The following is a 26,454-nucleotide window of genomic DNA, read 5'->3' as shown; positions in this document are numbered from 1 at the left end:
GCACGAGTTTGACAGACTCTGCGCCTCACTCGATATCGGCCATCGCCTGACCCCGCCAAAATCGCCCCAAACCAACGGGATGGTCGAGAGGTTCAATGGCCGCATCGAGGACGTGCTGCAAAGCCACCACTTCCAATCCGGCGAAGAGCTGGAAACGACGCTGCACCGCTACGTCTGGCTCTACAACCCGCAGCTCCCGCAATCAGCCCTGGGCAGCAATACGCCCTTGCAGGCCATGAAGGACGGGAACAAACTCAAGCCGGAGTTGTTCAAGAAGCAGCCATACTACCTGCCGGGATGTGACAGATACCCTCACCCCTGCTTCAACAACCTCTGCTTCTGCCGGCCCCAGTCGCGCTTGGCTTCGGTTTCGCGCTTGTCGTGGTTCTTTTTGCCCTTGGCGATGCCGACCTTCAGCTTCACGATGCCCTTGTGGTTGAAATACAGCACCAGCGGCACGATGGTCATGCCCTTGCGCTGCGTCTCGTTCCACAGGCGCGCCAGTTCCTTTTTCGACGCCAGAAGCTTGCGCCGCTTGCGTTCCTCGTGGCCGAACATGGCGCGCTCGTAGGGGGCGATGTAGCTGTTGACCAGCCACAGTTCGCCGTTTTCAACCGCCGCGTAGCTTTCCGCGATGTTCGAGGTATTCTCGCGCAGGGATTTCACCTCGGAGCCGGACAGGATGATGCCGACCTCGAGATCGTCTTCGATCGCGTAGTCGAAACGGGCACGCCGGTTTTCGGCGATCACCTTGTAATTCGGGTCTGTCTTCGGTTGGGCCATGGCCTGCATGTAATCTTCCCATGCCCGCCTGTCCATATCCAGCGCCTAAACAGGCAGGATCAGCTCGGCGCATTCGCCACCGCCGGGACGCGGCGACAGCGCCAGCGCGCCGCCCATGCGGTCCATCGCCGTCACAACGATGGCAAGGCCCAGCCCGCTGCCGCTGCCTGTGTTCGAAGCGCTGCGAAAGAACCGCTCTGTGACGCGGGGCCGGTCAGCATCGGCGATGCCGTGGCCGGTATCGGTGACGACAAAGCGCATGTGGGCGCCGGTCTGTCTCAGGGCGGTATCGACCCGCGCGCCGTCGGGCGACGCCGCGATGGCGTTTTCAAGCAGGTTGCGCAGGGCGGCGTGCAACAGCGGCGACGCCCGCGTGTGCCAAAGGCCCGCCGGCGCATCAACCGTCACCGTGACGCCGCGCCGCTCGGCCAGGGCGGTCAGCTCGGACACCGTGGCGCGCAGGATGTCGGCGCCGTCCTTTGGCGGGCCTTCGGCCATCTCGCGGTCGACAGCAGCCATTTCAAGCAGTTGGCGGACCATGCGGTCCGACCGCTTCACCCCGCGTTCGATTTGCAGCAGCGCATAGGCGCGGGTGGCCTCGTTCGGTGCCATGCGGGCGATTTCGGACTGGGTGCGCAGCCCAGCCAGCGGGGTTTTCAGTTCATGCGCGGCGAAGGCGGTGAAGTTGCGTTCGCGTTCGCGGGCACGGTCGACGCGGGCCAGAAGCCCGTTCAGCGCATCGACCATCGGGCGCAGTTCGCGCGGGACGCCGCGCTCGGGCAGCGGCCCAAGGTCGGTGTGCGAGCGCCCCGCAAGCGCCCGCCCCAACCTGTCCAGCGGTGCCATGCCGCGGCCGACGGTGACGCGGATCAGCGCCGCCAGAAGCGGCAGCACCAGCAGCGCGGGCACCGCAAGCCCCTTGACCACGTTGCTGACGAGGTCATCGCGCATCGCCACGGCGTCGCCGACCATGACACGAAAGCCCAGCCCCGGTTCTTCGAGCGTGTAAACGCGCCAAGGCTCACCGCCCACACTGTTTTCGCTGAATCCGCTCGCGGTCCCCAGCCGTTCGTCCGGCGCGCCTTCGGAGCCGCCGATATACTGCCCGTCCAGCCCCCAGACCTGACAGGACAGCTGGTGGCGCATGCCTTCGGCCCCGACACGCGACAGCGCACGCCCCGCGATGTCGACGCCGACGCCGCCCTCGGCGATGAGCGAGGCGACCATGCGGGCGGATTCTTCGAGCCGGCGGTCCAGCACGCGGATCACCTCGGACCGGGTGTTGTGCTGCGCCCACAGGACGGCGCACAGCCAGACCACGCCGGTGGCGGTCAGCAGGATCAGCGACAGGCGGCTGCGGATGGAATTCATCGGCCAGATGCCTGTGCTTGCGGCGTCTCCGGCGCGAGTCGGTAGCCTGCGCCGCGCACCGTCTGGATGAACCCCGCGCCCAGCTTGGCGCGCAGGTGATGGATGTGCACCTCGACCGTGTTGCTTTCGATGCCTTCCTGCCAGCCGTACAGCTTTTCCTCCAGCGTCTGCTTGTTCAGGATCGCGCCGGGTCGATCCATCAGCGCCGACAGCACGCCGAATTCACGGCGGGAAAAGCTGATCTCGGCGCCGTCGAACCAACCGGCCATGCGGGCGACATCAAGCGAAAGCCCGTTCCAGGCCATGCGGTTTTCGGCCCGCCCCTGCGCGCGGCGGGTCAGCGCCCGCAGCCGGGCCGACAGTTCGGGCAGTTCGAACGGTTTGCCAAGATAGTCGTCGGCACCCGCATCCAGCCCCGCGACCCGGTCATCCAGCGTGTCGCGCGCCGTCAGCATCAGCACCGGCAACCGTTCGCCGCTGGCGCGCAGATCGCGCAGCAAATCCACCCCCGAGCCGTCCGGCAGCATCAGGTCCAGCACCATCGCATCGAACCCGCCAGCGCCCAGCGCGTGCGCGGCATCGGCACAGGTGTCTACCAGCTCCGAGGAAAAGCCGTGCATCCGCAGCCCGACCGAAAGCCCGTTCGCGATCAGCGCGTCGTCTTCAACCACCAGAATTCGCATAGCCGCCTCGTGTTCCTGAGCGCGCGATCATACCGGCCCGGCCGCGCCCCGGCCACTGACGAAGCCGCGAGGTCAGCTGCCCCGATAGGTCGAATAGCCATGGGCCGACAGCAGCAGCGGCACATGGTAATGCGCGGCCGCGTCCGATATGCCGAACCGCAGCGGGATCCGGTCCAGGAACAGCGGATCGTCCCCCGCCTGTCCGCTGGCGCGCAGGTAATCCCCGGCGTCGAACAGCAGCTCATAGGTGCCGGGGGCAAAATCGGGCTTGGGCAGAATCGGGCTGTCGGTGCGCCCGTCGACATTGGTCACGGTCTCGGCGATCATCTCACGCGCGTCGCCGGTCATCCTGTACAGCGCGATGCGGATGCCTTGCGCGGGCAGGCCTTTTGCGGTGTCCAGGACATGGGTCGTAAGGTAGCCTTCGGGCATTGCACTTGCTCCTTTTTCCGGCAGTGCCGATAAATGCGGCAGTTCCACGCCACGGGTGGCGCGCTTTGCGGTTTCGTCCGGACCAGAGCGCGATTAACGCAAGAGTGCAACCAGGAGGGCCCGCCATGCACCGCTATCCCCGCAACATGATCGGCCACGGGCCGGATCGCCCCGATGCGAAATGGCCGGGCGGCGCGCGGCTCGCCGTGCAGTTCGTGCTGAACTACGAAGAGGGCGGCGAGAACAACATCCTGCACGGCGATGCCGCGTCCGAGGCATTTCTGTCCGACGTTTCCGGCGCGGCGATGTGGCCCGGACAGCGCCACTGGAACATGGAATCGATCTATGAATACGGCGCGCGGGCGGGGTTCTGGCGGCTGCACCGGCTGTTCACCGGCGCGGGGATTCCGCTGACCATCTATGGCGTCGCCACGGCGCTCGCGCGCAACCCCGAACAGGTCGAGGCGATGAAGGACGCGGGCTGGGAAATCGCGTCGCATGGGCTCAAATGGGTCGAACACAAGGACATGCCCGAGGAGGAAGAGCGCGCCAGCATCGCCGAAGCGATCCGGTTGCACACCGAAGTGGTGGGCAGCCCTCCGCGCGGGTGGTACACCGGGCGCTGTTCCGCCAACACCGTGCGGCTGACCGCCGAAACCGGCGCGTTCGACTATGTGTCCGACACTTACGACGACGATCTGCCCTACTGGATCGAGGTGGGCGCGCGTGACCAGCTGGTCATTCCCTACACGCTGGAAGCCAATGACATGCGCTTTGCCACCAGCCCCGGCTGGATCGAAGGCGAACAGTTCTTCACCTATCTGCGCGATTCCTTTGACATGCTTTATGCCGAGGGCGCGGCGGGCAAGCCCGCGATGATGTCCGTGGGGTTGCACAACCGGCTGATCGGCCGCCCCGGCAAGGTGGCGGGCCTGGCGCGGTTCCTCAACTACATCGAAGGGTTCGACGGTGTCTGGACCCCGCGTCGCATCGACATCGCGCGGCATTGGGCCGCCATCCATCCGCATGTGCGCAAGGACCGCCCCAGCCAGATGGACCGCGCTGCCTTTGTCGCCCGCTTCGGTGACGTCGTCGAACACAGCCCCTGGGTGGCCGAACGGGCGTTTGATCTGGAACTGGGGGCCGCGCACGACCGGCCGGCGGGGCTTGCCAACGCGCTGGCGCGGGTGCTGCGCACCGCGTCTGCCGACGAACGCTTGGCCGTGCTGCGCGCCCATCCCGACCTTGCCGGCAAGCTTGTAGCGGCCAGGCAACTGACGGACGACAGCAGCAGCGAACAGGCCAGCGCCGGGCTGGACATGCTGACCGATGCGGAGCGGGATCGCTTTACGCACCTCAACGATGCCTATATGGACAAGCACGGATTTCCATTCATCATTGCCGTGCGCGATCACGACAAGCCCGGCATCCTCGCGGCGTTCGAACGCCGGCTTTCCCAGGATACGGTCACCGAATTCGGCGAGGCCTGTCGTCAGGTCGAACGGATCGCGCGCCTTCGTCTGGAGCAGCTGCTGTGAAGCACGACCCGATCGCGACCTATGCCTTTCCGCCCGGCGGCCTGCCGGGGCAGGACTGTGACCCCTCTGCTGGAACTGCAATCTTTACCGAGGCTTACGCCGTCATCCCCGCCGCTGTGATGCGCGACATCGTGACCAGCTTTCTGCCGGGCTGGACAGGGCATCGGGTGTGGATCCTTGCCCGCCCGATGACCGGCTTTGCCGAGACCTTTGCGCAATATGCGGTGGAACTGTCGCCCGGCGGCGGCAGCAACGAACCCGAACCGGACCCGGATGCGCAGGGCGTGATCTTTGTCACCCATGGCGAAATGCGTCTGACGCTGGGACGCGACTGGTACGACCTCACGGCGGGCAGCTACGCCTATATTCCGCCCTCGGCCGTCTGGAACATCTGGAACACCGGCGAGGTGCCCGCGGGCTTTCACTGGATCCGCAAACGCTGGGCGCCGATCCCGGGCATGTTGCCCCCCGAGGCGTTCGTGACCCACGAAGCCGCGGTCAATCGCACCCCGATGCCCGATTGCGATGCGAAATGGTCAACGCAGCGGTTCACCGATCCGTTTGACCTGCGCCACGACATGCACGTCAATATCGTCAGCATCGAAAGCGCAGGGCGCATTCCGTTTGCCGAAACCCATGTGATGGAACACGGGCTGTATGTGCTGTCGGGCACCGCGCGCTATCTGCTGAACCGCGACTGGGTCGAGGTCGGCCCCGGCGATTTCATGTGGCTGCGCGCCTTTTGCCCGCAGGCCTGCATCGCCACGGGGGACGAGACGTTCCGCTATCTGCTGTACAAGGACGTGAACCGTCACGTCACGCTGGCGCTGTGACCCTGCGGGCGCATCCCCTGACCGCCGCCGCATTCGCACCCTTTGGCGACGTGCTGGAGACCGCGGGCGATCCCGACAAGATCATCAATCAGGGCCTGTGCGGACGGTTTCACGACCGCGCCGCGCTGGATTTCGGCCCCCGCGGACGCGCCGGGATCAGCCTGTTCAGCGCCCAGCCCCGCGCGCTGCCCTATCGGCTGGAGCTGGTCGAACGCCACCCCGAGGGGTCGCAGGCGTTCATTCCGATGCATCAGAACCCGTGGCTGGTGATTACCGCGCAGGCAGGTGAGATGCCCGACGCCCCTCCGGGGGCGGTTCATGCTTTCCTCGCGGCACCGGGGCAGGCTATCAATTTCCACAGGGGCACATGGCACGGAGTGCTGACACCGCTGCACGGGCCGGGCCTTTTCGCGGTGATCGACCGGATCGGGGATACCGCGAACCTCGAAGAGCACTGGCTGGCAGAGCCGCTGCTCGTGACCTGCCCCTGACGCGTTCGGCGGGGGCTCAGCCTCCGCGACCGACCCGTCCAGAGGTCGCGGACATCATCGACAGGGAGCAACTCCATGGCCAAGGCCGCACTCGGCACGCCCGCACAGATGGCGGACCCCGACTATACACCCCCGCTTGCCCAGGCCATTCCGCTGGGCATCCAGCATGTGCTGGCGATGTTCGTGTCCAACGTCACCCCGGCGATCATCGTGGCGGGGGCCGCGGGCTTTGGCTTTGGGTCCAGTTCGCCGGATTTCCCCGAACTGCTGTACCTGATCCAGATGTCGATGCTGTTCGCGGGCATCGCGACGCTGTTCCAGACCATCGGCATCGGCCCGGTGGGCGCGCGGTTGCCCATCGTGCAGGGCACATCTTTTGCGTTCATCCCGATCATGATCCCGCTGGTGGCGGGGCAGGGCGTCGCCGCGCTGGGCGCGCTGTTCGGGGGTATCGTGGCGGGGGGGATCTTTCACGCCTGCCTTGGCACGGTGATCGGCAAGATCCGCTTTGCGCTGCCGCCGCTGGTGACGGGGCTGGTGGTCACGATGATCGGTCTGGCGCTGGTCAAGGTCGGGATTGAATACGCCGCCGGCGGCGTGCCGGCCAAGGCCTCGGGCGACCCCAGCTATGGTGGCCTTGCCAGTTGGTCAACCGCGCTGGTGGTGGTGGTGGTCACGCTGACGATCAAGTTCTTCACGCGCGGGCTGCTGTCGATCTCGGCGGTGCTGATCGGCATCATCGTGGGTTATTTCTATGCGCTTGCCATAGGGGTGCTGAGTTTCGATTCGGTGATCGCAAGCTGGCAGAATTCGGCCGCGTTCGCGCTGCCGGTGCCGTTCAAATACGGGTTTGACCTGAGCTTTGCGGCCATTGTGGGGTTCTGCCTGATGGCGTTCGTGTCGGCGGTGGAAACCGTGGGCGACGTGTCGGGCATCACCAAGGGCGGCGCGGGCCGCGAGGCGACCGACACCGAAATCACCGGCGCCACCTATGCCGACGGCGTCGGATCGGCCATCGCCGGGGTGTTCGGCGGCTTTCCCAATACGTCGTTCAGCCAGAATGTCGGGTTGATCGCCATGACCGGCATCATGAGCCGCCACGTCGTCACCATCGGCGCGATCTTTTTGATCGTCTGCGGACTGGTGCCCAAGGTCGGCGGCGTGATCCGCACCGTGCCGATCGAGGTGCTGGGCGGCGGGGTCATCGTGATGTTCGGCATGGTGGTCGCGTCGGGCATGTCGATGCTGTCGGATGTGGCCTGGGACAAGCGCAACATGGTGATCTTTGCGGTGTCGCTTTCGGTGGGTCTGGGGTTGCAGCTGGAGGTGCTGAACGTGGCGCCGGGCGCGCCCAACGCGCTGCAACATCTGCCCGACACGCTGCGCATCCTTGGCGCGTCCGGCATCCTGCCCGCCGCGCTTCTCGCCATCGTGCTCAATCTTGTGCTGCCCGTACCGCTGTCGGATGCATCGACCGAGGAAATCTCGGGCGGGCTGGCGGGGCACAACACGCCCGGAGCGTGAAACGCCGCGCGCCGGGCGGCCCTTTTTGGCGCGCGGGAACCGCCGCAACCCTAGTGGCCGGGGCGGAGGATGTAGCGTTGGTCATAGCCGCGCTGATAGGGGCGCGGCAGGTAGCGGTTGGCATCGCGCCGCCGGTCGTCATCCCGGTGACGCGCCTGGCCGCCATCCGCCCGGTATCCTGACCGGCTCAGGCAGGCGGCATCATAGGCGCGCGAGCTGCCAAAGCGGGTGCGCAGGGTGATTTCGCACCGTTGCGGAAGGGCGCGAGGATGCACGCCGCGCTTCGCCAGGCAGGCGGCATCGAACGCCTGACCGGCGCGGCGCAGATCCACAAGGCACCTGGCCGGCAAGGCGCCGACATTTTTTGCATGGCGGCGCGGATCGACCGTGCGCGGGGGGTCTTTCTTGCGGCTGTCTTCGTGCCTGTCGCGGTCCTTGTGCCTGGCGATGGCGGTGCCGACGAACGCCAGCGCCGCCGCGCCCATCAGCAGTCTGGCGGTGTCGTCGCGGCGTTCGGTTCGCGCGGTGTCGGCCGGGGCGGGCGTCGCGGTCAGCGGAACGATGGCGGTGATCGCCATCGAAACCGCCAGCACGGTCGAGATGAATCGGCTGGACATCGGTGTTCTCCTGAAGGCTGTCGGGGCATGGGTGGGGGCGCCGCATGTGGCACCCTGCCTGCCTTGACCCTGGCAGGATCGGCGGATTTCACGCAATATCGGCGCATGGTTATGCGATAACCGGATGGTTTCGCGCCGTCGCTATTGCGCTGCGATGCCCTGAAAGCGCAGGAAGGGCGCCATGAAACACGCCATTCTCATCGCTCTTCTGGCCCTCGGGGTGCCTGCGGCGGCGCAGGCCGATTGCTGGGTCGAATACAAGGCCAAGCAGGACAGCCCGCTGCGCCTGCATTACGGCATCGTCCGCCTGCCGGGGGTCTGCCCCGACATGGCCGCCGCCGCCGCGCAACTGCGCCCGCGCCTGTCCAGCGGTGGCTGGCAGTTGCTGAACGTCGTTCGCCTGTCGCAAGACGCGCCGGGCCAGAAACAAAGGACGAACGCCGGTGAGTATTACCTCCGCTACTGATGCCCGCCGGGCGGGCACGCGACTGGTGGGGGTCGGCATCGCGGTGATCGTGGCGCTGCTGGTCGGCACCGCGACGGTGCTGATGTTCACTCTGCCGGGCGCCAACGCGTTCAATGCGCGGGTCGAACGCATCTTTGTGGAAAACGACGCGCTGACCGGGCAGGCCGAACTGCGGCTTCTGGAAATCCTTGCCCAGTCGGGGACCACATTCGCCGACACGCTTACCGGCTACCGCGTGGTGATTCTCGTGCTGCTGGTCTTTGCCGCAGCCCTGCTGGTCGCGGCGCTGGTGTTTCTGCTGATGCTGGTCACGCTCAACCGCCGCGTGGCGCAGATCGAACGGTCGGGCATTCAGGTCAGTTCGCTTATCATCAGCCGCGAGGAAAACACCGTCTACCTCAACACCATGGGGTTCAAGCTGACCGACGCGATGGTCGAGACGCTGGCGGTGCTGGCCGAGGCCCGGATGGACGATGAAATGCTGTCGGGCGCCGAGATCGAAGGCGTGATTTCCGGCAAACCCTCATCCGATTGCGAGGAATCCGCCGGGGCCATGCGCATCAAGCGGCTGCGCGACGGGCTGGGAAACCAGATGGTCAGCGAATTGCTGGTCAAGACCATCGCCCGCAAAGGGTACGTCCTGGCCATCGACAAGGACGTGATCGAGGTGATCTGACGGCGTTTCGCAGGCCCTGACGCAGGGTGACGGCGCGGGAAAACCGCCGGTGGCCACGCACGCAGTTGCAACCGGCAAGGATAGGATGCAGACAGGGTATCGGATTTCCCTGACTTTCCGGATACGATCGCCCCATGGCAAAGCTTTATCATGTGCCGCTGTCGCCGTTCTGCCGCAAGGTCAGGCTCAGCCTCGCCGAGAAAAAGATCGAATGCGAGCTGATCGAGGAACGCTATTGGGAGAAGGGCAGCGATTTCATGCGCCGCAACCCTGCGGGCAAAGTGCCGGTGCTGCGCATCGACAACAAGATCATGTCCGAAAGCGCCGCGATCTGTGAATGGCTCGAAGAGAAATACCCCGAGCCGCCGCTGATGCCGCGCTCTGCCGATGCGCGCTACGAGGTGCGCCGTATCGTCAGCTGGTTCGACGACAAGTTCCACCACGAGGTGACCTCGAAACTGCTGTACGAACGCGTCAACAAAAAGATCATGAAGGCGGGCTTTCCCGACAGCGGCAACGTGAAATCCGGCGCCAAGGCGATCAAGTACCACATCGACTATATGGCGTGGCTGCTGGATCATCGCCGGTGGCTCGCGGGCGACGTGATGACGCTGGCGGATTTCGCTGCCGCTGCGCATCTGTCGTCGCTGGATTATATCTCGGATGTGGACTGGAACCGCAGTCAGACGGTCAAGGACTGGTATGCCAAGATCAAGTCCCGGCCCGCATTCCGCAACATCCTTGCGGACCAGGTGCCCGGATTCACGCCGCCGCCGCAATATGCCGACCTGGACTTCTAAGGGCGCCTTGGCGGCAGTTTCGACGCCGGAACAGGGTGCAATGACATGTCACTGAAGCAGGCGCTCATGGACGAGGCGATCGCGGTCGGGTTTTCCGCCTGCCGCGTGTGCCGCCCTGGCGATGTACCGCAGGCGGCGGGGCGGCTGGCGGACTTTCTGGCGGCGGGTCATCACGGCCAGATGGGGTGGATGGCGGAACGCACGGGCTGGCGCGGCGACCCGACGGCGCTGTGGCCCGAGGCGCGGTCGGTCATCATGCTGGCCGAGAATTACGCCCCCGACCAGGACCCGATGCAGATCGTGGGGCAGGCCGAACGCGGCGCAATTTCCGTCTATGCGCAGAATCGCGATTATCATGACGTGGTGAAGAAAAAGCTCAAGCGGCTGGGGCGCTGGCTGATCGACGCAGCCGCGCGGTCCGGGGAATCCGCCCCGCAGATCAAGGTGTTCGTCGATACCGCGCCGGTGATGGAAAAACCGTTGGGTCAGGCGGCGGGGCTGGGCTGGCAGGGCAAGCACACCAATCTGGTGAGTCGCGATTTGGGGTCGTGGTTCTTTCTGGGGGCGATCTTCACCACGTTGACGCTGCCGGTGGACGGGGCGGGGCGCGATGCCTGCGGGTCGTGCCGGGCCTGTCTGGACGCCTGCCCGACAGATGCCTTTCCCGTGCCCTATCGGCTGGATGCGCGGCGCTGCATTTCCTATCTGACCATCGAACACGCCGGCCCCGTGCCCGAAGACATGCGCCCCCTGCTGGGCAACCGCATCTATGGCTGCGACGATTGTCTGGCCGCCTGTCCGTGGAACAAGTTCGCGCAGCAGGCAGCAGAGATCAAATACCATGCCCGCCCCGAGCTGGTCGGCCCATCGCTTGCCAGCCTTGCCGCGTTGGACGATGCCGCGTTTCGGGCGCTGTTTTCCGGTTCGCCCGTCAAGCGGATCGGGCGGAACCGGTTCCTGCGAAACGTCTGTTATGCGATCGGCAATTCCGCGGATGCGTCGCTGCGCCCGTCGGTTCAGGCGCTGTGCGACGACCCCGACGCGGCGCTGGCCGATGCCGCCCGCTGGGCAGTGGCGCGGCTGGGCGCGTAATGCGCCGGCCACCGCCCGTTTCCGGGGCTTCAGGCCCTGTCGTCGATCAGCAACGCGACGGTGCCGTCCCGCACGGAATAGACGCCCAGCACCTGGTCCGAGCTGAAACCGCCGTCTTCCAGCGCCCTGGTCAGAACCTCGTCGCCGTCCACGCGGGTCTGTAGCATGTCAAGCTGGGTCTGGGCGCGTGCCAGCGCGTTGTCCAGCGCGGCGTCGTTGCCCGAGCCGCTGTCGTCGGTGGGCAGCTCCCCCAGCAGAAGGGTTTCGACCGTGGTGCCTTCGGGCAGGTCTTCCATCGGCACGGCAACCCCGTCCCCGCTGAGCGTGCCGACCAGTTCGGCCAGCGTGTCAGGCGGGGGCGCAAGGGGCACGTCGGCTTCCAGCCGCGCCTGCGCGTCGGCCTGTGCGGCGGCCTTGGCCTGGCCCGTCAGATCGGTATCGGGCGACTGGGCATGGGCGCCGGTGCACAGGGCTGCCGCAAGCACGGCGGCAAGGCCTGTTGTAGTGGTCGAACGGATGGTCATGGCGAATCCTCTCTGTAATCCGTCGGTCGTATTGCCGGACAAACCGTTTGGGCGGCCATCCGGATCCCGCGCCGCTGTCGCTGTGGCAAAGCTTTGCCGATAGCGGGGTGCGATCGGGCGGGGGTATATGGTGGGGTACGACCCCGTGTCCGACGACAAGCCTTTGCAAACCGGCAAATGCGCCCCATCTTTGGGGGACAGATGATGGAGGAGCCCCATGGCGACCTACGAACGCAATCCCGACGTGATCCAGACGCTCGACCCCGAGCAGTACCGCGTCACCCAGCAGAACGGCACCGAGCGCCCCGGCTCGGGCCGGTATCTCGATAACAAGGAACCGGGGATCTACGTCGATGTGGTCTCGGGCGAGCCGCTGTTCGCCTCGGCCGACAAATACGATAGCGGCTGCGGCTGGCCCAGCTTCACCAAGCCGGTCGAACCGGCCCATGTCGCCGAACTGCGCGATGTCGCCCACGGCATGGTGCGCACCGAGGTGCGGTCGACCCATGGCGATTCGCATCTGGGGCACGTCTTCCCGGATGGTCCGGCGGACCGGGGCGGGCTGCGCTATTGCATCAACTCGGCCTCGCTGCGCTTTGTGCATCGCGACGACATGGAGGCCGAAGGGTACGGCGCGTATCTCGATCAGGTGGAGGACGTGGCATGACGGAACGCGCGGTTCTGGCGGGCGGATGTTTCTGGGGCATGCAGGATCTGATCCGCAAACGCCCCGGAGTCGAATCCACCCGCGTCGGCTATACTGGCGGCGATGTGCCCAACGCCACCTATCGCAACCACGGCACCCATGCCGAGGGCATCGAGATCCTGTTCGATCCGGCGCGGGTCAGCTTTCGCGACCTGCTTGAGCTGTTCTTCCAGATCCACGACCCCACCACGACGAACCGGCAGGGCAACGATGTCGGGATGAGCTATCGTTCGGCGATCTATTACGTTGACGATGCGCAAAAGCAGGTCGCGCTGGATCTGATCGCCGAAATCGACGCGTCGGGGATCTGGCCCGGCAAGGTCGTGACCGAAGTGGCGCCGGTGGGCGATTTCTGGCAGGCCGAGCCGGAACATCAGGACTATCTGGAAAAGTTCCCGGCGGGCTACACCTGCCATTTCCCGCGCAAGCACTGGATTCTGCCCAAGCGCGACGCGGCGGAATGACGGTGCCCCCGGCGGCCTGTTAACGGTGTGATTCGTGGCGGGCGGGGTACGCTTTGACGCGACGGTTTGCCTGACCGGGCGCCTGCTGACGGGTGGGGCGGCGGATGTGGTCGGCCATGCGCGCCGGTGTCCGGGTCGCCCCCGGTTTCGCTGCCAGGGCGTCGGCCGGCAAGGTGGACGTGAACGCCGGCACGCCATTGACCGGGGTGCCGGGCTGCGATCCTCACGAACCCGTTAACCGGGGGTATGGAACAAGGTGCCTGTCCTTCCGCGTTGTCCCCGCAACTGGAAGACAACTGAAAGGAAGGCACCCCATGCCCAAGATCACGCAAGCAAAAGTGCTCATCATTTCGACCAACGGCTTCGAACAGTCCGAACTTGAATTTCCCCGCGATCAGCTGCGCGAAAAGGGCGCGCAGGTCCACGTCGCGTCGCTCGACGGCAAGTCGATCAAGGGCTGGGAAGGCGCCGATTGGGGCCGCGAGGCCGAGGCCGACCTCAGGATCGAAGACGCCGACCCGACGCAATACGATGCGCTCGTCATTCCGGGCGGCCAGATCAATCCCGACCTGCTGCGCGTCGAACCCGCAGTGATCGCGCTGGTCCGCGCCTTTGCGCATCAGGGCAAGACCATTGCCGCCGTCTGCCACGCGCCTTGGGTGCTGATCGAGGCCGGCATTGCCACGGGCCGCGAAATGACCGGCTATCCGTCGATTCGCACCGACCTCAAGAACGCCGGGGCCAAGGTGCTGGACGAGCCCGTCGTTTGCGACAGCGCCATCGTCACCAGCCGCAACCCCGATGACCTGAAGGCGTTCGTGTCCAAGATCGTCGAAGAGATCGAAGAAGGCCGCCACAACCAGAAAGCCGCCTGACCGGGCAGCCATCGACTGGCTTTTCGCCGTGCCCCATTCGGGGCGCGGCGTTTTTCTTGCCCGTTGCGTAGTATCCGTCTTGATCAAGCGGCTTTTGCGTTCCATTTGCGGTCGTCGCGCAGCAGGGCGTCCGCGAGAACCAGCAGCTTTCGCATGATTGCCGTGATGGCGACCTTCGAGGGCTCTCCCGCGTCCTTGAGAGCCTGATACTTCTGTTTCAGGTCCGGATTGAATCGCAGCGCCACGAGGGCCGGCATGTAGAGTGCCGTGCGCAGGCTTCTCCGGCCGCCGCGGATTCGTGCCCGCCCAGACCATGTGCCGGACTGGCGCGTCATGGGCGCGAGACCCGCAAGACTGGCCGCCTGCTTGTTGTCCAGCGTGCCGAGCTCGGGCATCTCGATCAGGATCGCCATGGCCGTGACGGTTCCGATGCCGGGAATGGAAGCAAGAACATCCCGGCGGCGGGACAGGCCGGGATCGGTGGCGACCAAGGTCGCGATTGCGGCATCGATTTCCTTCAGCTGAATGCCGATCTGCTTCAGGCGGGCTCGCAACTGGCGCCTGACTACGAGGTTCACTGCGATCTGTTCGCGGTTGGTCGCGGCGATGCGGTCCTTGACCAAGGCTTGCCGGGCGACGCCCAACTCTCTGAGGTCGTGCAGGGTTTCCGATTTCGCGGGCCGTCCTTCAAGATCGAGAACCGCCCCCATCCGTGCCAGTATCGCCGCATCGATCCGATCGGTCTTGGCCAGTTCGCCGGTTGCTTCGGCGAAGCGGCGCGAGGAACGAGGGTTGACCTTGACCGTCATGATGTCTGCCGCGACCAGCGATGCTTCGAAGAGCCGGTGATAGGGGCCGGTGGGCTCGAACACGACCCGAACCGCTGACGCGCCGATCCAGCGGACCAGTGCTGCGCAGCCGGACCGATCATTCGGAAATTGCCGGTGTTCGCGTTTGCCCAGCCAGAATACGTCGAGTGTGGGTTTCGAGATATCGACGCCGATGGTATCATTCGTCGTCTTTCCCTCTTCCTCTGCTTGTCATCCGGGCCCAGAACCCGGGTATCCGTTCAGGGCAGATGAAAAGACGGGGGCGATCACACTACGCCTCGGTGCCCGGGTGTTTCGACCCGGCATCTGGTTTCCCTCGATCCGACCCCCGCCGCTGCCCGGCATAAATGCCGTGCCAGGCAGCGGCTCCTTTATCGCAAAGGAGCCGAGGAAAGTCATAAGACATGGGTTTCCGGTCGACGCACAGTCTGCGTCGAGACCCCGCTATTGTCGCGCCCGCGTCCCAATCGTGCCTGAATTGGCCACCATACCATGTGCTCAAGCGAGGCGTTGGCACCGTCTCATGCAAGGCAGGAACGACTGGGGAGACGGTGATGGATCGCCTGACCGAAATGGAAGCCTTTGCCATGGTGGTAGACCAGGGCGGGTTTACCGACGCGGCAAAGAAGATGGGCATCTCGAAATCGGCCGTGTCAAAACACGTGTCGTCGCTTGAGGCGCGGCTGGGGGCGCGATTGCTCAACCGCACGACCCGGCGGGTGTCGCCGACCGAAATCGGCCTGGCCTATTACGACCGCGCCCGCCGCGTTCTGAACGACGCGGGCGAAGCGGATGCGCTGGTGACATCCATGCAGTCGGCGCCTTCGGGGCTGCTGCGGATTTCCGTCGCGACGGATTTCGGGGTGAATCACCTGTCGCCGACATTGGGCGAATTCCTTGCGGATTTCCCGGACATCACAGTCAACATGGTGCTGAACAACCGCTACGTCGAGCTGATTTCGGAAGGGTTCGACATGGCCATCCGCATCGGCGAGCTGGAAGACAGCACGCTGCGGGCGCGCAAGCTGACGGACACGACGAAGCGGATGATCGCCTCGCCGTCCTATTTTCAGAAATTCGGTCGCCCGCAGCGGATCGACGATCTGAACGAACACAAGCTGCTGCACTATTCCAACCAGTCCTCGGGCAATGTCTGGAAGGTCACCGCGCCGTCCGGCGAAAAGCGCCAGGTGCGCACGGCGGGCTGGCTGTCGGTGAACGATGGGCAATCGCTGCTGAACGCCTGTATCGCGGGTCTGGGAATCGCCTACCTGCCGTCGTATCTTTATGCCGATGCCATGCGTCAGGGCCTGATCGAAGACGCCATTCCGGACCTTCCGGTGGAAACCCAAGGCATCTACGCCGTCTACCCGCCGGGCCGGTTCACCCAGCCCAAGGTGCGTGCCTTTATCGACTTTCTGGTCCATGCTTTCGCGGACAAGGGGCCGACCGACTGGTAAACGTCTGGCCTGCCTGCCTTTCCTCATGTTCTGCTTGTCAGGGCATTGCCTGCGCCCCGGTCCGTTCCGGGGCGCATTTTTTATTTGCGGCCTGGGGCTATGGACGGGGATCGTCACAGTGGCTAGATCCCCGGCATCATCCCAGAGGGAGCCAAGACCCCATGCGCCAAAGCCTCGCCCGGATTGTCGATCACCCGATCACCCGCAATGTCATCATCGCGGTGATTCTGTTCAACGCCGCGATCCTGGGGCTGGAAACATCACCGCAGGTGATGGCCGCCGCCGGTCCGCTGATACTGGCGCTGGACGCCGCCTGCCTTGCGATCTTTGTGGCCGAGCTTGGGGCGAAGCTGATCGCGCGCGGCGGGCGGTTCTTTCGCAACGGCTGGAACATCTTCGATCTTGTGGTGGTCGGCATCGCGCTGGTCCCGGCGGGACAGGGGCTGGCCGTTCTGCGGGCGCTGCGCATCCTGCGGTTGCTGCGCGTCGTATCGGTCGCGCCCACCCTGCGCCGCGTGGTCGAAGGGTTCATTGCCGCGCTGCCGGGCATGGGCTCGGTGTTCCTGTTGATGGGCGTGATCTTTTACATCGCCGCCGTCATCGCGACCAAGCTGTTCGCCGCCACCTTTCCCGACTGGTTCGGCAGCCTGGGGGCCTCGCTTTACACGCTGTTTCAGGTGATGACGCTGGAAAGCTGGTCCATGGGCATCGTGCGCCCGGTGATGGAGGTTCACCCCGACGCCTGGGTGTTCTTTGTGCCCTTCATCCTCATCACCACCTTCGCGGTGGTCAACCTTGTGGTCGGCCTGATCGTCAATTCGATGCAGGACGCCCACGCCGAGGAATCCAACCTTGCCACCACGGATTACCGCGATGAGGTCATCGCCCGGCTGCGCGCCATCGAGGAAAGGCTCGACAAGCGGGCCTGACCTGCGCACCTTGCCCGGCGGGAGGGTACCATGCCCAAATTCAGCCCCCGGACCGTGCAATCGGAAAGCGAAACCAGCGGCCCCTGAGGCCCGGCCCAGTCGCTTTTGTTCAGCGACAGCGGCGGGTTGACCCAGTCCGGTGCGTTTGTCGAAACCCTGCCGCCCGGTTCGTCTTCGGCGCTGAAACACTGGCATGCGGCCGAAGATGAAATGGTCTATATGCTGGAAGGCACAGCCACCGTGGTCGAGGGCGATGACACCTTTCCGCTTGTCCCCGGCGAGGCGGCCACCTTCAAGGCCGGCACCCCGGCCGGGCATTGCATCGTGAATCACGGCGAGACGCCGATCCGCTATCTGGTGATCGGCACGCGCGCGCCCGCCGACACGGTCACCTACCCCGATCATGACCGAAGGCTGGTTCACAGCAGGGATGTCTCTGGCAAGGTTGCCACGCGCCGGTTCACCACGCTGGATGGTGCGCCGTCGACCAGCGCCTACGACGACTGACGGCGCGGCATTGCCCGCATGGCGCGGCCCGGCTACACCGGGCCAATGCGCACGCTTGACAACATCATCTCTGACCGGGGGTCGAAATACGCCGTGTCCGGGGCGCCCTGCCGGTCCGAAGACGAGGCCAAGGCGCTTGTCAAGCAGTTGTGCCGCAAAAAGAAATTCGCCAAGGCGACCCACAACACCTGGGGGCTGCTGCTGGACAGCGGGCCGATCAAGAACGACGATGGCGAAAGCGGCGCGGGCATGGTCATTCTGCGGATGCTGGACCGCGAAGGGCTGACCGACCACCTTGTCGTCGTCACCCGCTGGTACGGCGGCAAGCACCTGGGCGGCGACCGCTTTCGCCACGTTCAGGACGCGGTGCGCCAGTATCTCGACACGCTTTAGGGCAGCAGAACCGCCTCGACCCGGCGGTTTTGCTCGCGCCCCTCGGGGGTCAGGTTGCTGGCGCGCGGGGCAAGGTATCCCGCCCCTTCGGCCGACAGCTGCGCCGCCGCGACGCCCTTGTCGCGCAAATACGTCACCGCCGCCCCGGCGCGGCGTTTCGACAGCGCCGTGTTGGCGGCGAGCGATCCCACCGCGTCGGTGTGCCCGACCAGAAGGATGCGCCGCGCCGCGTCCCCGGTCAGCCAGCCCGCCAACGCATCGAGCGAGGCGACCGCGCCGCCCAGCTCTGCCGCGCCGCTGTCAAAGTCGAGGTCGGGCAGAACCACATGCCCGGCGGTTTCGATCTGCATCACCACGCCCGACAGCGCGCCGGGTGCGGGCGGGGCCGCCAGAACGGCATCGACCGGCCCCGCCTGAATCGCCTGTAGGTATCCAGCGGCGCCTGACCGGCTGGCCAGCAACGACACCACGTCGCCGCCCGGGCCGCGCGCGGAAAGAAACCGAAAGGCGGTCAGGTCCACATACATTTCGGGCGCCGCGATGACATCGGTCCCGAACCGGAAATCAAATCCACCGCAGCTGCGCGTGCGGCATTCGAACAGGATCTCGTAGCCCTGCGCGATCAGCCCGTCGCGGACGGGGGCGAGGATCTGCAAAGTGGTCAGATCGCTTGACTCGATGCGCCAGGACCTGCGGCTGATCCGGCCCTCGACCATCCGGGTCGGAATGCCCGTTTCGGTCCATGGCCCCAGCGGCACCGCGTAGCTGCCCGCATCGGTCAGCGTCTCGCGCATCAGGCGCGCTCCGGACGGCAATGCCAGATCCAGCGCGGCCGCCGGACCCCCGGACAGCCCCACGATCATCAGCGCCTTAGCGAGCCTGCGAATGATAGCCGTCATTCGGGACCATGGCCGTGGCCGACGCCACGCGGTTCGTCATGTTGAAAAATGCCGTCACGTTGGCAATGTCCCAGATGTCGCGATCGGTGAACCCGGCATCGCGCAGCGCCTCGCGGTCGTATTCGGCGATCTCGGCGCTGGATTTCGTCATCTTTTCGGCAAAACCCAGCATGGCGCGCTGCCGATAGGGCAGGTCCGCGACGCGCCAGTTCATCACCAGCATCTCACCCAGCTTTGGATCGCCCGAAAGCGCGCGCACGGCGGCCCCATGCGCGGTAAGGCAGTAATAGCACTTGTTGATCGACGACACCACGACCGCGATCATCTCGCGTTCCAGCTTGGTAATTCCCGAGTCGGCCAGCATCAGTTCGTTGTACATCGCGCTGAAGGCATCCAGCTTGGCGGTGTCAAAGGCGTGCGCTTTCAGCACATTGGGCACCATGCCCAGCTTGTCCTGACAGATGTCGAAATACTTGCGCGTCCGGTCCGGAAGGGGGTCTGCCATGGGCAGGTCCAGCGCGGTGGGCTGATCTTTGGTCATGTCGGGGCCTCTGACTTGATGCGATAATGATACTGTCCCATGCATTCGTACCCAAGGGAAGCGTACAGCCCGTTGGCGGGCGCATTATCCGCAAGGCACAGCGCCGCCATCCAGGTGCCGCCCTGCGTCTGCGCCCAAAGCGCGGCCTGGCGCATCATCCATTTGCCAAGACCCTGACCGCGATGTGGCGCGCGGATTTCCAGCGCGTGGACCATGGCGATATCGGTGTGGATCGCGCAAAACGCGGTGCCTGCGGGTTTGTCCGACAGCCGCCCAAGGATGCCGGTCTTTGGCCCCCTGGCCCGGTCCATGACGCGCAGCCGGGCCGGGCCGATGTCCGCCTCGGCCCAGATCTCGCGCATGATGGCCAGCGGTTCCCACACATCAAAGGCCGTGACGCGGGGCATGTCGTGCCCCGTCTGGCTGTCGACGGGCGCGACCCACAGGTTGACCGGGTCGATCAGGTGGTATCCGGCGGTGTCCAGCGCGGCATCCAGCGCCATCTCGCCCTCGCGGATCATGAACAACGGTTGCTGCCCCAGCAGACGCATCGCGCTTTCGGCGGCGGCCAGATCATCCGCTGTCCAGTGCCCCGACGCGGTGGCGCAGGACACGCGCTTGCCGCCGCCGCCGCCCTCGCGCAGCATCCACGGCCCGGCCGTGACCGCGCGGACGCAGGGCCATGTTCCGTCGATGGCATCGTATAGCCGCGCCACTGCCGGAGTCATGCCGGGAACAGCCCGGCAAGCTGCGCCATCGCCTCGTCCACCTGCGCGCCGTCCTGTCCGCGAATGACGATATTCGCGCCATAGATGCCGTTCTTCTGGAACGGGTAGGACCCGATGCTGAGGTCGGGGAATTGCGCGGCCAGCGTCGCCAGCGGGCCGGCGATCTCGCCTTCGCCGCGCTGGATGCGCAGGCTTTGGGACAGCAGCGGTGCTCCGCCGGTCAGCGTGGGCAGGACGCTTGCCACCATCGCCTCGAACACCGCGGGGACCCCGGCCATGACGTTGACGTTGGCGATCCGGAAGCCGGGGGCGATGGACACCGGGTTGTCGATCAGCGCCGCGCCATCGGGGATGCGCGCCATGCGCTGGCGCGCGGCGTTGAATTCGGCGCCCTGGCGGTCGTAGTGGGCCCGCAGCAACTGGTAGGCATCCTCGCGCACGCCGATGGGGGTGTCAAAGGCGGCCGCCACGCTATCGGCGGTGATGTCGTCATGGGTCGGCCCGATCCCGCCCGAGGTGAACACGGTGCCATAGGACGCGCTAAGCTGTTTGACCGTGGCGGTGATGGCGGCGGGATCATCGGCGATAAACCGCGCTTCGCACAGGTTGATGCCGATCTTGGTCAGTTCCTGCGCAAGATAGTGCATGTTGGAATCGCGGGTGCGGCCGGACAGGATTTCGTCGCCGATGACGATCATGGCGGCGGTGGGGTTGGTCATGGGGCTGCCCTCCTTGGCACGTCTGCCTGACTGGTATAGGCCCGGCTCATGCGCTTTCAAACCCCACTCGTGCCTGCAACGCTGATCCGCCGGTACAAGCGGTTCCTTGCGGATGCCCGCCTGCCCGACGGGCGCGAGATCACCGCCCATGTCGCCAACCCCGGCGCGATGACCGGGATGAAGCACGAAGGGCTGACGATCTGGCTGGAACCCAACGACGACCCCGCGCGCAAGCTGCGTTACACTTGGCGGCTGGCCGAAACGGATGGTGTCTTTGTCGGCGTCGACACCGGGGTGCCCAACCGGATGCTGCGCACAGCACTTGAGGCGGGCGCAGTGGACGGGCTGCAAGGCTACGACACTGTCCGCCCCGAGGTGAAATACGGGGAAAACAGCCGCGTCGACTTTCTGCTCGATGGCCCACGCGGCCCCGCCTGGGTCGAGGTGAAGTCGGTGACGCTGTGCCGTCAGCCCGGCCTGGCCGAGTTTCCCGATACGGTGACCGCGCGCGGGGCCAAACATCTGGCGGAACTGGCCCTGCGGGCCGAGGCAGGCGAGCGCGCGGTGATGTTGTACCTCGTGCAGCGCACCGATTGCCATGCGGTGACGCTGGCCGGTGACGTCGACCCGGCTTACGTTCGCGCCTGGCACGCCGCCACCGGGCGTGGTGTCGAAACGCTGGCCTATGCCTGCGCCATCGCGCCCGATGCCGTGTCGCTTGGCGCGCGGCTGCCGTTTCACGCGCCGCCCGTGCCCGCCTGAATGCGGCGCGGTGTCGCAAAACATCCACCACGGGCCGCTCACCACTGGCATCTTCCGCCGAAAACGCCTAAATAGAAACAGGACACGCAGACGGAGCGCGCAGCCTTGAGACAAGAAACCGGTGGCCGCCTCACTCGGGACGGCATCCGCATCCACGACACCGAAGATTTCGACGGCATGCGCCGTGCGGGGGCCGTTGCCGCGCAGATCCTCGACGATCTGGTGCCGCATGTGGTTCCCGGCCAGACCACCGGCGGGCTGGAAACCGTTATCCGGGAACTGATAAAGGCAAGCGGCTCGACCTCGGCCACGGTCGGGTACAAGGGCTATCAGCACGCCAGCTGCATCTCGGTCAACCATGTGGTCTGTCACGGCATTCCCGGCAGCAAGATCCTGAAATGGAAGAACGACAGCCACGATCGGGTCGACGACACGCTTCTGGATGGCGACATCCTGAACATCGACGTGACCGTGATCGTGGATGGCTGGTACGGCGACACCTCGCGCATGTATGTCGCCGGAGAGGCAAAGCCGTTTGCCGCCCGACTCGTGCAGGTGACGCATGACGCGCTGATGATCGGCATCGACATGGTCAAGCCGGGCAACACCTTCGGGGATATCGGCCACGCGATCCAGACCTTTGTCGAAGGGCATCGCATGTCCGTCGTGCGCGATTTCTGCGGCCACGGGCTGGGGCGGGTTTTTCACGCCGCGCCCAACGTGTTGCATTACGGACGCCCCGGCACCGGGCCTGTGCTGGAAGAGGGGATGTTTTTCACCATCGAGCCTATGGTGAACCTCGGCCGGCCCGAGACCAAGGTGCTCAAGGACGAATGGACCGCGATCACCCGCGACAAGCACCTGTCGGCACAGTTCGAACATTCCGTTGGCGTGACCGCCGATGGCGCCGACATTTTCACACCGTCGCCGGGCGGCTTGTTTCACCCGACAAAACCGGCCTGACGCCCAGCCGCCGCGCCCACGGGGGCGCTGCCCGCCGCCGCGCGGCGGCTCCCTTGGGACCGTCCGGGCGCTGGTTTCGCGTCCCGATCGGCCCCTGGAAAGCTGGGCGCGCGGGGTGCGCCTGTTCTGGCGCGAAATATCCGGCCCCGGCCGCCAATCGCCGCTTGCGGTCTGACGCCGCGAAGATCGTGCCAGGGATCTTGCGGTCGTCAGATCAGGCCGCCTGTTCCGGTTGCTCTGTCAGTCCCATTTCCACAACGCGGGGATGAAGCGGTAGCTGTCGGCCTCGCGCATCACATGCCCCACGCCGGGGAAGGGAAAGTGGTAGCCCAGCACTGCCATGCGCCCGGTCGCGGCCATGTCCAGCAAACGGCGGCGGGTTGCCACGGTTTGCGCCCCGTCCATGTCGAAACCGTTGTACCAGCCGGGGTGTGCAAAGTTCATCCAGGCGTGGTTCAACGCATCCCCCGTCACCAGAAGCGGCTCGGCGCCCGACTCGATCAGCAGGCTCATGTGCCCCGGCGTGTGGCCGGGCGTTGCGATGGCGCGGATGCCGGGGGCGATTTCCGCACCGTCGGCGATCAGGGTCCAGTCGGCGCCTTCGGCGTTGATGGCGTTGCGCGCGCCAACCACAAAGGATTGCACCTCGGGCGCGACCCGTGCGGCAAGCCCGTCCTGCATCCAGAACCGATGTTCGCGTTCTCCAAGGAAGCAGGCGGCGCCCGGCAGGATCGATTCGTCGAAATCGTCGCGGATGCCCCAGATGTGATCCGGATGGGCGTGGGTGATCATCACATGGGTGATGCTGGACGGGTCGATCCCGGCGGCGCCAAGGTTGGGCAACAGCCGCCCGGCGGTGTCGAGAAACCGGTTCCCCGAGCCAACATCCACCAGCAGCCGCGTGTCGTTCATATCCACGACAAGGTGATTGGTGTGGGCATATTGCGTTTCCGGCGACAGGTAGTGTCGTTCAAGAAAGGCCCTGACCTCGGCGGGGTCGGCGTTCACTCCCAGCCCGCTGGCGGGCAGGTGCAGCGCGCCGTCCGAGATCACCGTCAGCCTGGCCTCGCCCAGCGTAAACGACATATGCCCGGGGTTTGCGGCCGGGGGTTGGTGAAGGTCGGCCCGCGCCAGCCGGGGCAGGGCAAGCGCGGGGGCGGCGGCGGCCATCGCCATGATGTCGCGCCGGGTGGGGGTGAGAATGGGCATGCGAGCCTCCCTGATCCGCAAATGCATAGATACATGCGAATACGATAACGGGACGAGGCCCGACGGGCGAGTCCTTTCAGGGCGCGGTCAGCATGGTGACGTGGGTGTCGCCATATCGGCGGCTGTCGAGCAGTTCGAACCCGTCCGGGGCGGGCTGGGGGGCATTCTCTTCCCACACGATCAGCGACCCGGCGGCGAGCCAGCCGCCCAGCGATGCGGCGTGCAGCGCCTTTACCCCGAGCGCCTTGCCATAGGGCGGGTCAAGAAACACCAGCGTGGCGGGGGTTTCGGCCGTGGGCAACCGGGTCGCGTCTCGGGCGATCAAGCGGGTGCGACCGGCGCAGTCCAGCAGGCGGATGTTTTCACGCAGAAGGCTTTGCGCCTTGCGCCCGTCATCCACGAAGGTGCAGCTTTGCGCCCCCCGTGACAGCGCCTCAAGCCCCAGTGCGCCGGTTCCGGCGAACAGGTCCAGCACCGTGGCGGCGGTGAACGGGTCACCGAACCGTCCGCCCGCAAGCATGTTGAACAGGCTTTCGCGGGTGCGGTCGGTGGTGGGGCGCAGATGGGCGCGCGGGTCGCCCTTGCCCACCGGGGTCAGCGCGCGGCCCCGCCATGTTCCGGCGATGATCCTCACTTGAGCAGGGTTTTCAGCTCGGTTGCCGGGTCTGCGACCGCTTCCGGCTTGGGGGATTTTCCGGATTCGATCAACCGTTTGCCAACCATATAGGCGCGCGGATCGTTCATCGCATCCAGCGCCAGCAGGGTGGCGCCGGCGTAATACCAGTGCGACACCGCAACGCCGCTGCGACGTGTCACGACACGGTCATAGCCTGCATTCAGCCCGGCAATCTGTAGTTTGACGTCGTACTGATCGGACCAGAACCACGGCTTGGCGTCATAGGCGCGCGCGGCGCCCAGGATGTTGTCGGCCACCACCCCGGCCTGGTCGATGGCATTGCCAACGCTTTCCAGCCGGATCTGCGCGCCTCTGTGCGGGAAAGACGCGCAATCGCCCGCCGCCCAGACGTTGGGGGCCGAAGTCTGCCCCGTGGCATCGGTGCGGATGCCGTTTTCGATCTCGATCCCGGCGGCTTCGGCAAGGTCCATCGCCGGCACGATACCAACGCCCGCGATCACGAAATCCACCGGTAAGGTGGTCCCGTCGGTCAGTTCCGCCGCCTGGACGCGGCCCTCGCCGGTCAGACGGCCCAGGCCCACGCCTTCGCGGATGTCGACTCCATGGGCGCGGTGCAGATCCCGGAAGTAGTCCGCCGTCTCGGGCGCGGCGACCCGTTGCAGGATGCGCTCGGCCATTTCCACCAGCGTGACCTTCAACCCCAGTTTGGACGCCACCGCCGCGGCTTCCAGCCCGATATAGCCGCCGCCGACGATCAGCACGCGGGCGCCGTGGCGAAAGCGTGGCCGCATCGCCTGCACATCGGCGATGGTGCGCACCGCGCAGACGCCCTCAAGGTCGCCGCCGATGGCGGCCGGCAGGCGGCGCGGGGTCGAGCCGGTGCAGAACACCAGATCGTCCCAATCCAGCTTGCGCCCGTCCGCGACCAGCGTGCGCGCGGTCAGATCGACCGCCGTGACTGGCGCGTTCAGGATGAGGTCGATCCCCCGCGCCGTGTAGAAATCGTGCGGGCGCAGGTACAGCCGTTCCTCTTCCATATCGCCCAGCAGATAGGCCTTGGACAGGGGCGGGCGCTGATAGGGCGGCACGGGTTCGTCGCCGATTACCGTGATCGGTCCCTCAAAACCCTTGTCGCGCAGCCGGACGACCAAAGACGCCGCGGCCTGTCCTGCCCCGATCACCACAACCTTGCCCATGCCGATGTCCTTCGAAAATTTCATTTATATGTCGTGGCGAAGCCTATATCCGTGAGAGTCGGAAACGCAACGCATAGGAGACGCGACATGGCTATCACCAAGGGCGACACGCTGCCGGGGGCAACCCTTGTCAAGATGGGCGCCGACGGGCCGCAGCAGGTCACGGTGGGCGAACTGACCAAGGGCCGCAAGGTCGTGATCTTTGCCGTGCCGGGCGCCTACACCCCCACCTGTTCCTCGGCGCATGTGCCCAGCTTTGTGCGGGTCAAGGACCAGCTGGCCGCCAAGGGCGTGGATGAGATCATCTGCCTGTCGGTCAACGACCCTTTCGTGATGTCCGCCTGGGGCGAATCGACCGGCGCGACCGAGGCGGGAATCACTATGTTGGGCGATCCCGAAAGCGCCTTTACCAAGGCGATCGGGATGGATTTCACGGCGCCCCCCGCCGGGCTGATCGCCCGGTCGCAGCGCTATGCTATGCTGGTCGAGGACGGCGTCGTCACCCTCCTGCACGCCGAAGCCAGCCCCGGCGAATGCGAGATTTCCGCCGGTGAAAGCATGCTCGAGGCGATGTAATGCGGTTCGGCGGCTGCGCCATTGCGTGCAGCCGCCGGTCATGCGGCGCAGATGCGGCTGGACGCCCGGACCGAGTTTCCCGACGGGTCCGACGCGTTGGCAAGCTGTAGCCATCCGCCATCGGCCAGGTGGGACGCCCCGAAACCCAGCCCCCGGCGCGGGCCGCCGAACACCGGTCTGATAAATGACTGCCCCTGCTTTAGATCTTTTGACGTGGCGTGCAGCGGGAT

At 65.8% G+C, this 26,454-nt stretch carries 32 protein-coding genes and 1 pseudogene; 19 read left to right on the top strand and 14 right to left on the bottom strand.

Annotated features, from left to right (window positions below; all coding sequences use genetic code 11):
- A pseudogene (locus tag ATI53_RS13080) lies at positions 1–304 on the top strand (integrase core domain-containing protein); the annotation flags it as partial.
- 8 nt (positions 305–312) lie between these two features.
- Here ATI53_RS13080 and smpB read toward each other — a convergent pair.
- The 4 genes from smpB to uraH form a co-directional block, all read right to left on the bottom strand.
- Positions 313–783 carry an SsrA-binding protein SmpB gene (gene smpB, locus ATI53_RS13075; RefSeq protein WP_009505885.1) on the bottom strand — a complete coding sequence of 157 codons (471 nt, stop codon included), beginning with the start codon at positions 781–783 and terminating at the stop codon, positions 313–315.
- A gap of 45 nt (positions 784–828) precedes the next feature.
- A complete protein-coding gene (locus ATI53_RS13070) occupies positions 829–2,154 on the bottom strand; it encodes an ATP-binding protein (protein ID WP_111550587.1) in 1,326 nt (441 codons plus the stop codon).
- Positions 2,151–2,837 carry a response regulator gene (locus ATI53_RS13065; RefSeq protein WP_111550586.1) on the bottom strand — a complete coding sequence of 229 codons (687 nt, stop codon included), beginning with the start codon at positions 2,835–2,837 and terminating at the stop codon, positions 2,151–2,153. Before ATI53_RS13065 ends, ATI53_RS13070 begins: the two co-directional genes overlap by 4 nt.
- Positions 2,838–2,909: 72 nt before the next feature.
- Positions 2,910–3,269 carry a hydroxyisourate hydrolase gene (gene uraH / locus ATI53_RS13060; protein ID WP_009505888.1) on the bottom strand — a complete coding sequence of 120 codons (360 nt, stop codon included), beginning with the start codon at positions 3,267–3,269 and terminating at the stop codon, positions 2,910–2,912.
- 125 nt (positions 3,270–3,394) lie between these two features.
- Here uraH and puuE point away from each other — a divergent pair, with 125 nt between their 5' ends.
- The 4 genes from puuE (at position 3,395) to ATI53_RS13040 (ending at position 7,655) form a co-directional block, all read left to right on the top strand.
- On the top strand, positions 3,395–4,807 hold the full coding sequence (gene puuE / locus ATI53_RS13055; protein ID WP_111550585.1) for an allantoinase PuuE: 1,413 nt from the start codon (positions 3,395–3,397) through the stop codon (positions 4,805–4,807).
- Positions 4,804–5,640: a bifunctional allantoicase/(S)-ureidoglycine aminohydrolase gene (locus tag ATI53_RS13050; protein ID WP_009505890.1), complete on the top strand. Its 837-nt coding sequence runs from the start codon at positions 4,804–4,806 to the stop codon at positions 5,638–5,640. The genes puuE and ATI53_RS13050 overlap by 4 nt, the downstream gene beginning before the upstream one ends.
- Positions 5,637–6,131, top strand: a complete 495-nt coding sequence (locus ATI53_RS13045) for an ureidoglycolate lyase (RefSeq protein WP_009505891.1) — start codon at positions 5,637–5,639, stop codon at positions 6,129–6,131. Before ATI53_RS13050 ends, ATI53_RS13045 begins: the two co-directional genes overlap by 4 nt.
- A 75-nt stretch (positions 6,132–6,206) precedes the next feature.
- Positions 6,207–7,655 carry a uracil-xanthine permease family protein gene (locus ATI53_RS13040; protein ID WP_009505892.1) on the top strand — a complete coding sequence of 483 codons (1,449 nt, stop codon included), beginning with the start codon at positions 6,207–6,209 and terminating at the stop codon, positions 7,653–7,655.
- Positions 7,656–7,705: 50 nt separating this feature from the next.
- On the opposite strand, the gene ATI53_RS13035 is transcribed toward ATI53_RS13040, so the two are convergent.
- Positions 7,706–8,272: a hypothetical protein gene (locus tag ATI53_RS13035; protein ID WP_009505893.1), complete on the bottom strand. Its 567-nt coding sequence runs from the start codon at positions 8,270–8,272 to the stop codon at positions 7,706–7,708.
- Positions 8,273–8,453: 181 nt separating this feature from the next.
- On the opposite strand from ATI53_RS13035, the gene ATI53_RS13030 reads away from it, so the two are divergent.
- From ATI53_RS13030 to queG, 4 genes are all read left to right on the top strand, one after another.
- Positions 8,454–8,738 carry a hypothetical protein gene (locus ATI53_RS13030; protein WP_009505895.1) on the top strand — a complete coding sequence of 95 codons (285 nt, stop codon included), beginning with the start codon at positions 8,454–8,456 and terminating at the stop codon, positions 8,736–8,738.
- Positions 8,739–8,763: 25 nt separating this feature from the next.
- Positions 8,764–9,414: a winged helix-turn-helix domain-containing protein gene (locus ATI53_RS13025; protein WP_009505896.1), complete on the top strand. Its 651-nt coding sequence runs from the start codon at positions 8,764–8,766 to the stop codon at positions 9,412–9,414.
- A gap of 134 nt (positions 9,415–9,548) precedes the next feature.
- The gene (fzlA, locus tag ATI53_RS13020) at positions 9,549–10,214 is read left to right on the top strand and encodes an FtsZ-binding protein FzlA (protein WP_009505897.1); all 666 of its coding nucleotides are present in this window, start codon (positions 9,549–9,551) and stop codon (positions 10,212–10,214) included.
- Between the two features lie 45 nt (positions 10,215–10,259).
- Complete coding sequence (gene queG, locus ATI53_RS13015; RefSeq protein ID WP_009505898.1) at positions 10,260–11,306, top strand: tRNA epoxyqueuosine(34) reductase QueG; 1,047 nt, start codon at positions 10,260–10,262, stop codon at positions 11,304–11,306.
- Positions 11,307–11,335: 29 nt separating this feature from the next.
- Here the strand turns inward: queG and ATI53_RS13010 are convergent, their stop codons facing one another.
- Positions 11,336–11,830: a hypothetical protein gene (locus ATI53_RS13010; RefSeq protein ID WP_009505899.1), complete on the bottom strand. Its 495-nt coding sequence runs from the start codon at positions 11,828–11,830 to the stop codon at positions 11,336–11,338.
- A 217-nt stretch (positions 11,831–12,047) separates the two neighbouring features.
- On the opposite strand from ATI53_RS13010, the gene msrB reads away from it, so the two are divergent.
- The 3 genes from msrB to ATI53_RS12995 all read left to right on the top strand — a co-directional run bounded on the left by msrB (position 12,048) and on the right by ATI53_RS12995 (position 13,875).
- On the top strand, positions 12,048–12,497 hold the full coding sequence (gene msrB / locus ATI53_RS13005) for a peptide-methionine (R)-S-oxide reductase MsrB (protein WP_111550584.1): 450 nt from the start codon (positions 12,048–12,050) through the stop codon (positions 12,495–12,497).
- Positions 12,494–13,000 (top strand): peptide-methionine (S)-S-oxide reductase MsrA, encoded by a 507-nt coding sequence (gene msrA / locus ATI53_RS13000; protein WP_009505901.1) that lies wholly within the window; start codon positions 12,494–12,496, stop codon positions 12,998–13,000. The genes msrB and msrA overlap by 4 nt, the downstream gene beginning before the upstream one ends.
- Positions 13,001–13,314: 314 nt before the next feature.
- Positions 13,315–13,875, top strand: coding sequence for a type 1 glutamine amidotransferase domain-containing protein (locus tag ATI53_RS12995; RefSeq protein ID WP_111550583.1), 561 nt, complete (start codon positions 13,315–13,317; stop codon positions 13,873–13,875).
- A gap of 83 nt (positions 13,876–13,958) precedes the next feature.
- On the opposite strand, the gene ATI53_RS12990 is transcribed toward ATI53_RS12995, so the two are convergent.
- On the bottom strand, positions 13,959–14,879 hold the full coding sequence (locus ATI53_RS12990) for an IS110 family RNA-guided transposase (protein ID WP_111550582.1): 921 nt from the start codon (positions 14,877–14,879) through the stop codon (positions 13,959–13,961).
- 380 nt (positions 14,880–15,259) lie between these two features.
- On the opposite strand from ATI53_RS12990, the gene ATI53_RS12985 reads away from it, so the two are divergent.
- The 4 genes from ATI53_RS12985 (at position 15,260) to ATI53_RS12970 (ending at position 17,994) form a co-directional block, all read left to right on the top strand.
- On the top strand, positions 15,260–16,165 hold the full coding sequence (locus ATI53_RS12985) for a LysR family transcriptional regulator (RefSeq protein WP_009505904.1): 906 nt from the start codon (positions 15,260–15,262) through the stop codon (positions 16,163–16,165).
- 161 nt (positions 16,166–16,326) lie between these two features.
- Positions 16,327–17,094, top strand: a complete 768-nt coding sequence (locus ATI53_RS12980; protein ID WP_009505905.1) for an ion transporter — start codon at positions 16,327–16,329, stop codon at positions 17,092–17,094.
- A 126-nt stretch (positions 17,095–17,220) separates the two neighbouring features.
- Positions 17,221–17,601, top strand: a complete 381-nt coding sequence (locus ATI53_RS12975; RefSeq protein WP_240778573.1) for a cupin domain-containing protein — start codon at positions 17,221–17,223, stop codon at positions 17,599–17,601.
- A 45-nt stretch (positions 17,602–17,646) separates the two neighbouring features.
- Positions 17,647–17,994: a YigZ family protein gene (locus ATI53_RS12970; protein WP_111550590.1), complete on the top strand. Its 348-nt coding sequence runs from the start codon at positions 17,647–17,649 to the stop codon at positions 17,992–17,994.
- On the opposite strand, the gene ATI53_RS12965 is transcribed toward ATI53_RS12970, so the two are convergent.
- Genes ATI53_RS12965 through ATI53_RS12950 form a run of 4 tightly spaced genes read right to left on the bottom strand, consistent with a single transcriptional unit; the run spans position 17,991 to position 20,881 of the window.
- Positions 17,991–18,893, bottom strand: a complete 903-nt coding sequence (locus ATI53_RS12965; protein WP_240778572.1) for an OmpA family protein — start codon at positions 18,891–18,893, stop codon at positions 17,991–17,993. The genes ATI53_RS12970 and ATI53_RS12965 overlap by 4 nt on opposite strands.
- Positions 18,865–19,434 (bottom strand): peroxidase-related enzyme, encoded by a 570-nt coding sequence (locus tag ATI53_RS12960; RefSeq protein ID WP_009505909.1) that lies wholly within the window; start codon positions 19,432–19,434, stop codon positions 18,865–18,867. Before ATI53_RS12960 ends, ATI53_RS12965 begins: the two co-directional genes overlap by 29 nt.
- A complete protein-coding gene (locus ATI53_RS12955; protein ID WP_170134575.1) occupies positions 19,431–20,162 on the bottom strand; it encodes a GNAT family N-acetyltransferase in 732 nt (243 codons plus the stop codon). The genes ATI53_RS12960 and ATI53_RS12955 overlap by 4 nt, the downstream gene beginning before the upstream one ends.
- Positions 20,159–20,881, bottom strand: coding sequence for a competence/damage-inducible protein A (locus tag ATI53_RS12950; RefSeq protein WP_111550578.1), 723 nt, complete (start codon positions 20,879–20,881; stop codon positions 20,159–20,161). The genes ATI53_RS12955 and ATI53_RS12950 overlap by 4 nt, the downstream gene beginning before the upstream one ends.
- A gap of 48 nt (positions 20,882–20,929) precedes the next feature.
- On the opposite strand from ATI53_RS12950, the gene sfsA reads away from it, so the two are divergent.
- Complete coding sequence (gene sfsA, locus ATI53_RS12945) at positions 20,930–21,643, top strand: DNA/RNA nuclease SfsA (RefSeq protein ID WP_111550577.1); 714 nt, start codon at positions 20,930–20,932, stop codon at positions 21,641–21,643.
- A 105-nt stretch (positions 21,644–21,748) separates the two neighbouring features.
- Entirely contained in the window at positions 21,749–22,606 is an 858-nt protein-coding gene (gene map / locus ATI53_RS12940) for a type I methionyl aminopeptidase (protein WP_009505913.1), read from the top strand.
- Between the two features lie 240 nt (positions 22,607–22,846).
- Here map and ATI53_RS12935 read toward each other — a convergent pair whose 3' ends face one another.
- The 3 genes from ATI53_RS12935 to ATI53_RS12925 form a co-directional block, all read right to left on the bottom strand.
- Complete coding sequence (locus ATI53_RS12935) at positions 22,847–23,815, bottom strand: MBL fold metallo-hydrolase (RefSeq protein ID WP_009505914.1); 969 nt, start codon at positions 23,813–23,815, stop codon at positions 22,847–22,849.
- 76 nt (positions 23,816–23,891) lie between these two features.
- Complete coding sequence (gene rsmD / locus ATI53_RS12930; protein WP_009505915.1) at positions 23,892–24,449, bottom strand: 16S rRNA (guanine(966)-N(2))-methyltransferase RsmD; 558 nt, start codon at positions 24,447–24,449, stop codon at positions 23,892–23,894.
- Positions 24,446–25,648 carry an NAD(P)/FAD-dependent oxidoreductase gene (locus ATI53_RS12925; protein WP_111550589.1) on the bottom strand — a complete coding sequence of 401 codons (1,203 nt, stop codon included), beginning with the start codon at positions 25,646–25,648 and terminating at the stop codon, positions 24,446–24,448. The genes rsmD and ATI53_RS12925 overlap by 4 nt, the downstream gene beginning before the upstream one ends.
- An 87-nt stretch (positions 25,649–25,735) precedes the next feature.
- Between ATI53_RS12925 and ATI53_RS12920 the strand changes: the two genes are divergently transcribed.
- Complete coding sequence (locus tag ATI53_RS12920) at positions 25,736–26,224, top strand: peroxiredoxin (protein ID WP_009505917.1); 489 nt, start codon at positions 25,736–25,738, stop codon at positions 26,222–26,224.
- Positions 26,225–26,454: the final 230 nt, after the last annotated feature.

Origin of the sequence: Salipiger aestuarii (genome assembly GCF_003259905.1) — a bacterium.
In the GTDB taxonomy this organism is placed as follows: domain Bacteria; phylum Pseudomonadota; class Alphaproteobacteria; order Rhodobacterales; family Rhodobacteraceae; genus Salipiger; species Salipiger aestuarii.
This window is presented reverse-complemented; position numbering and strand designations above follow the sequence as displayed.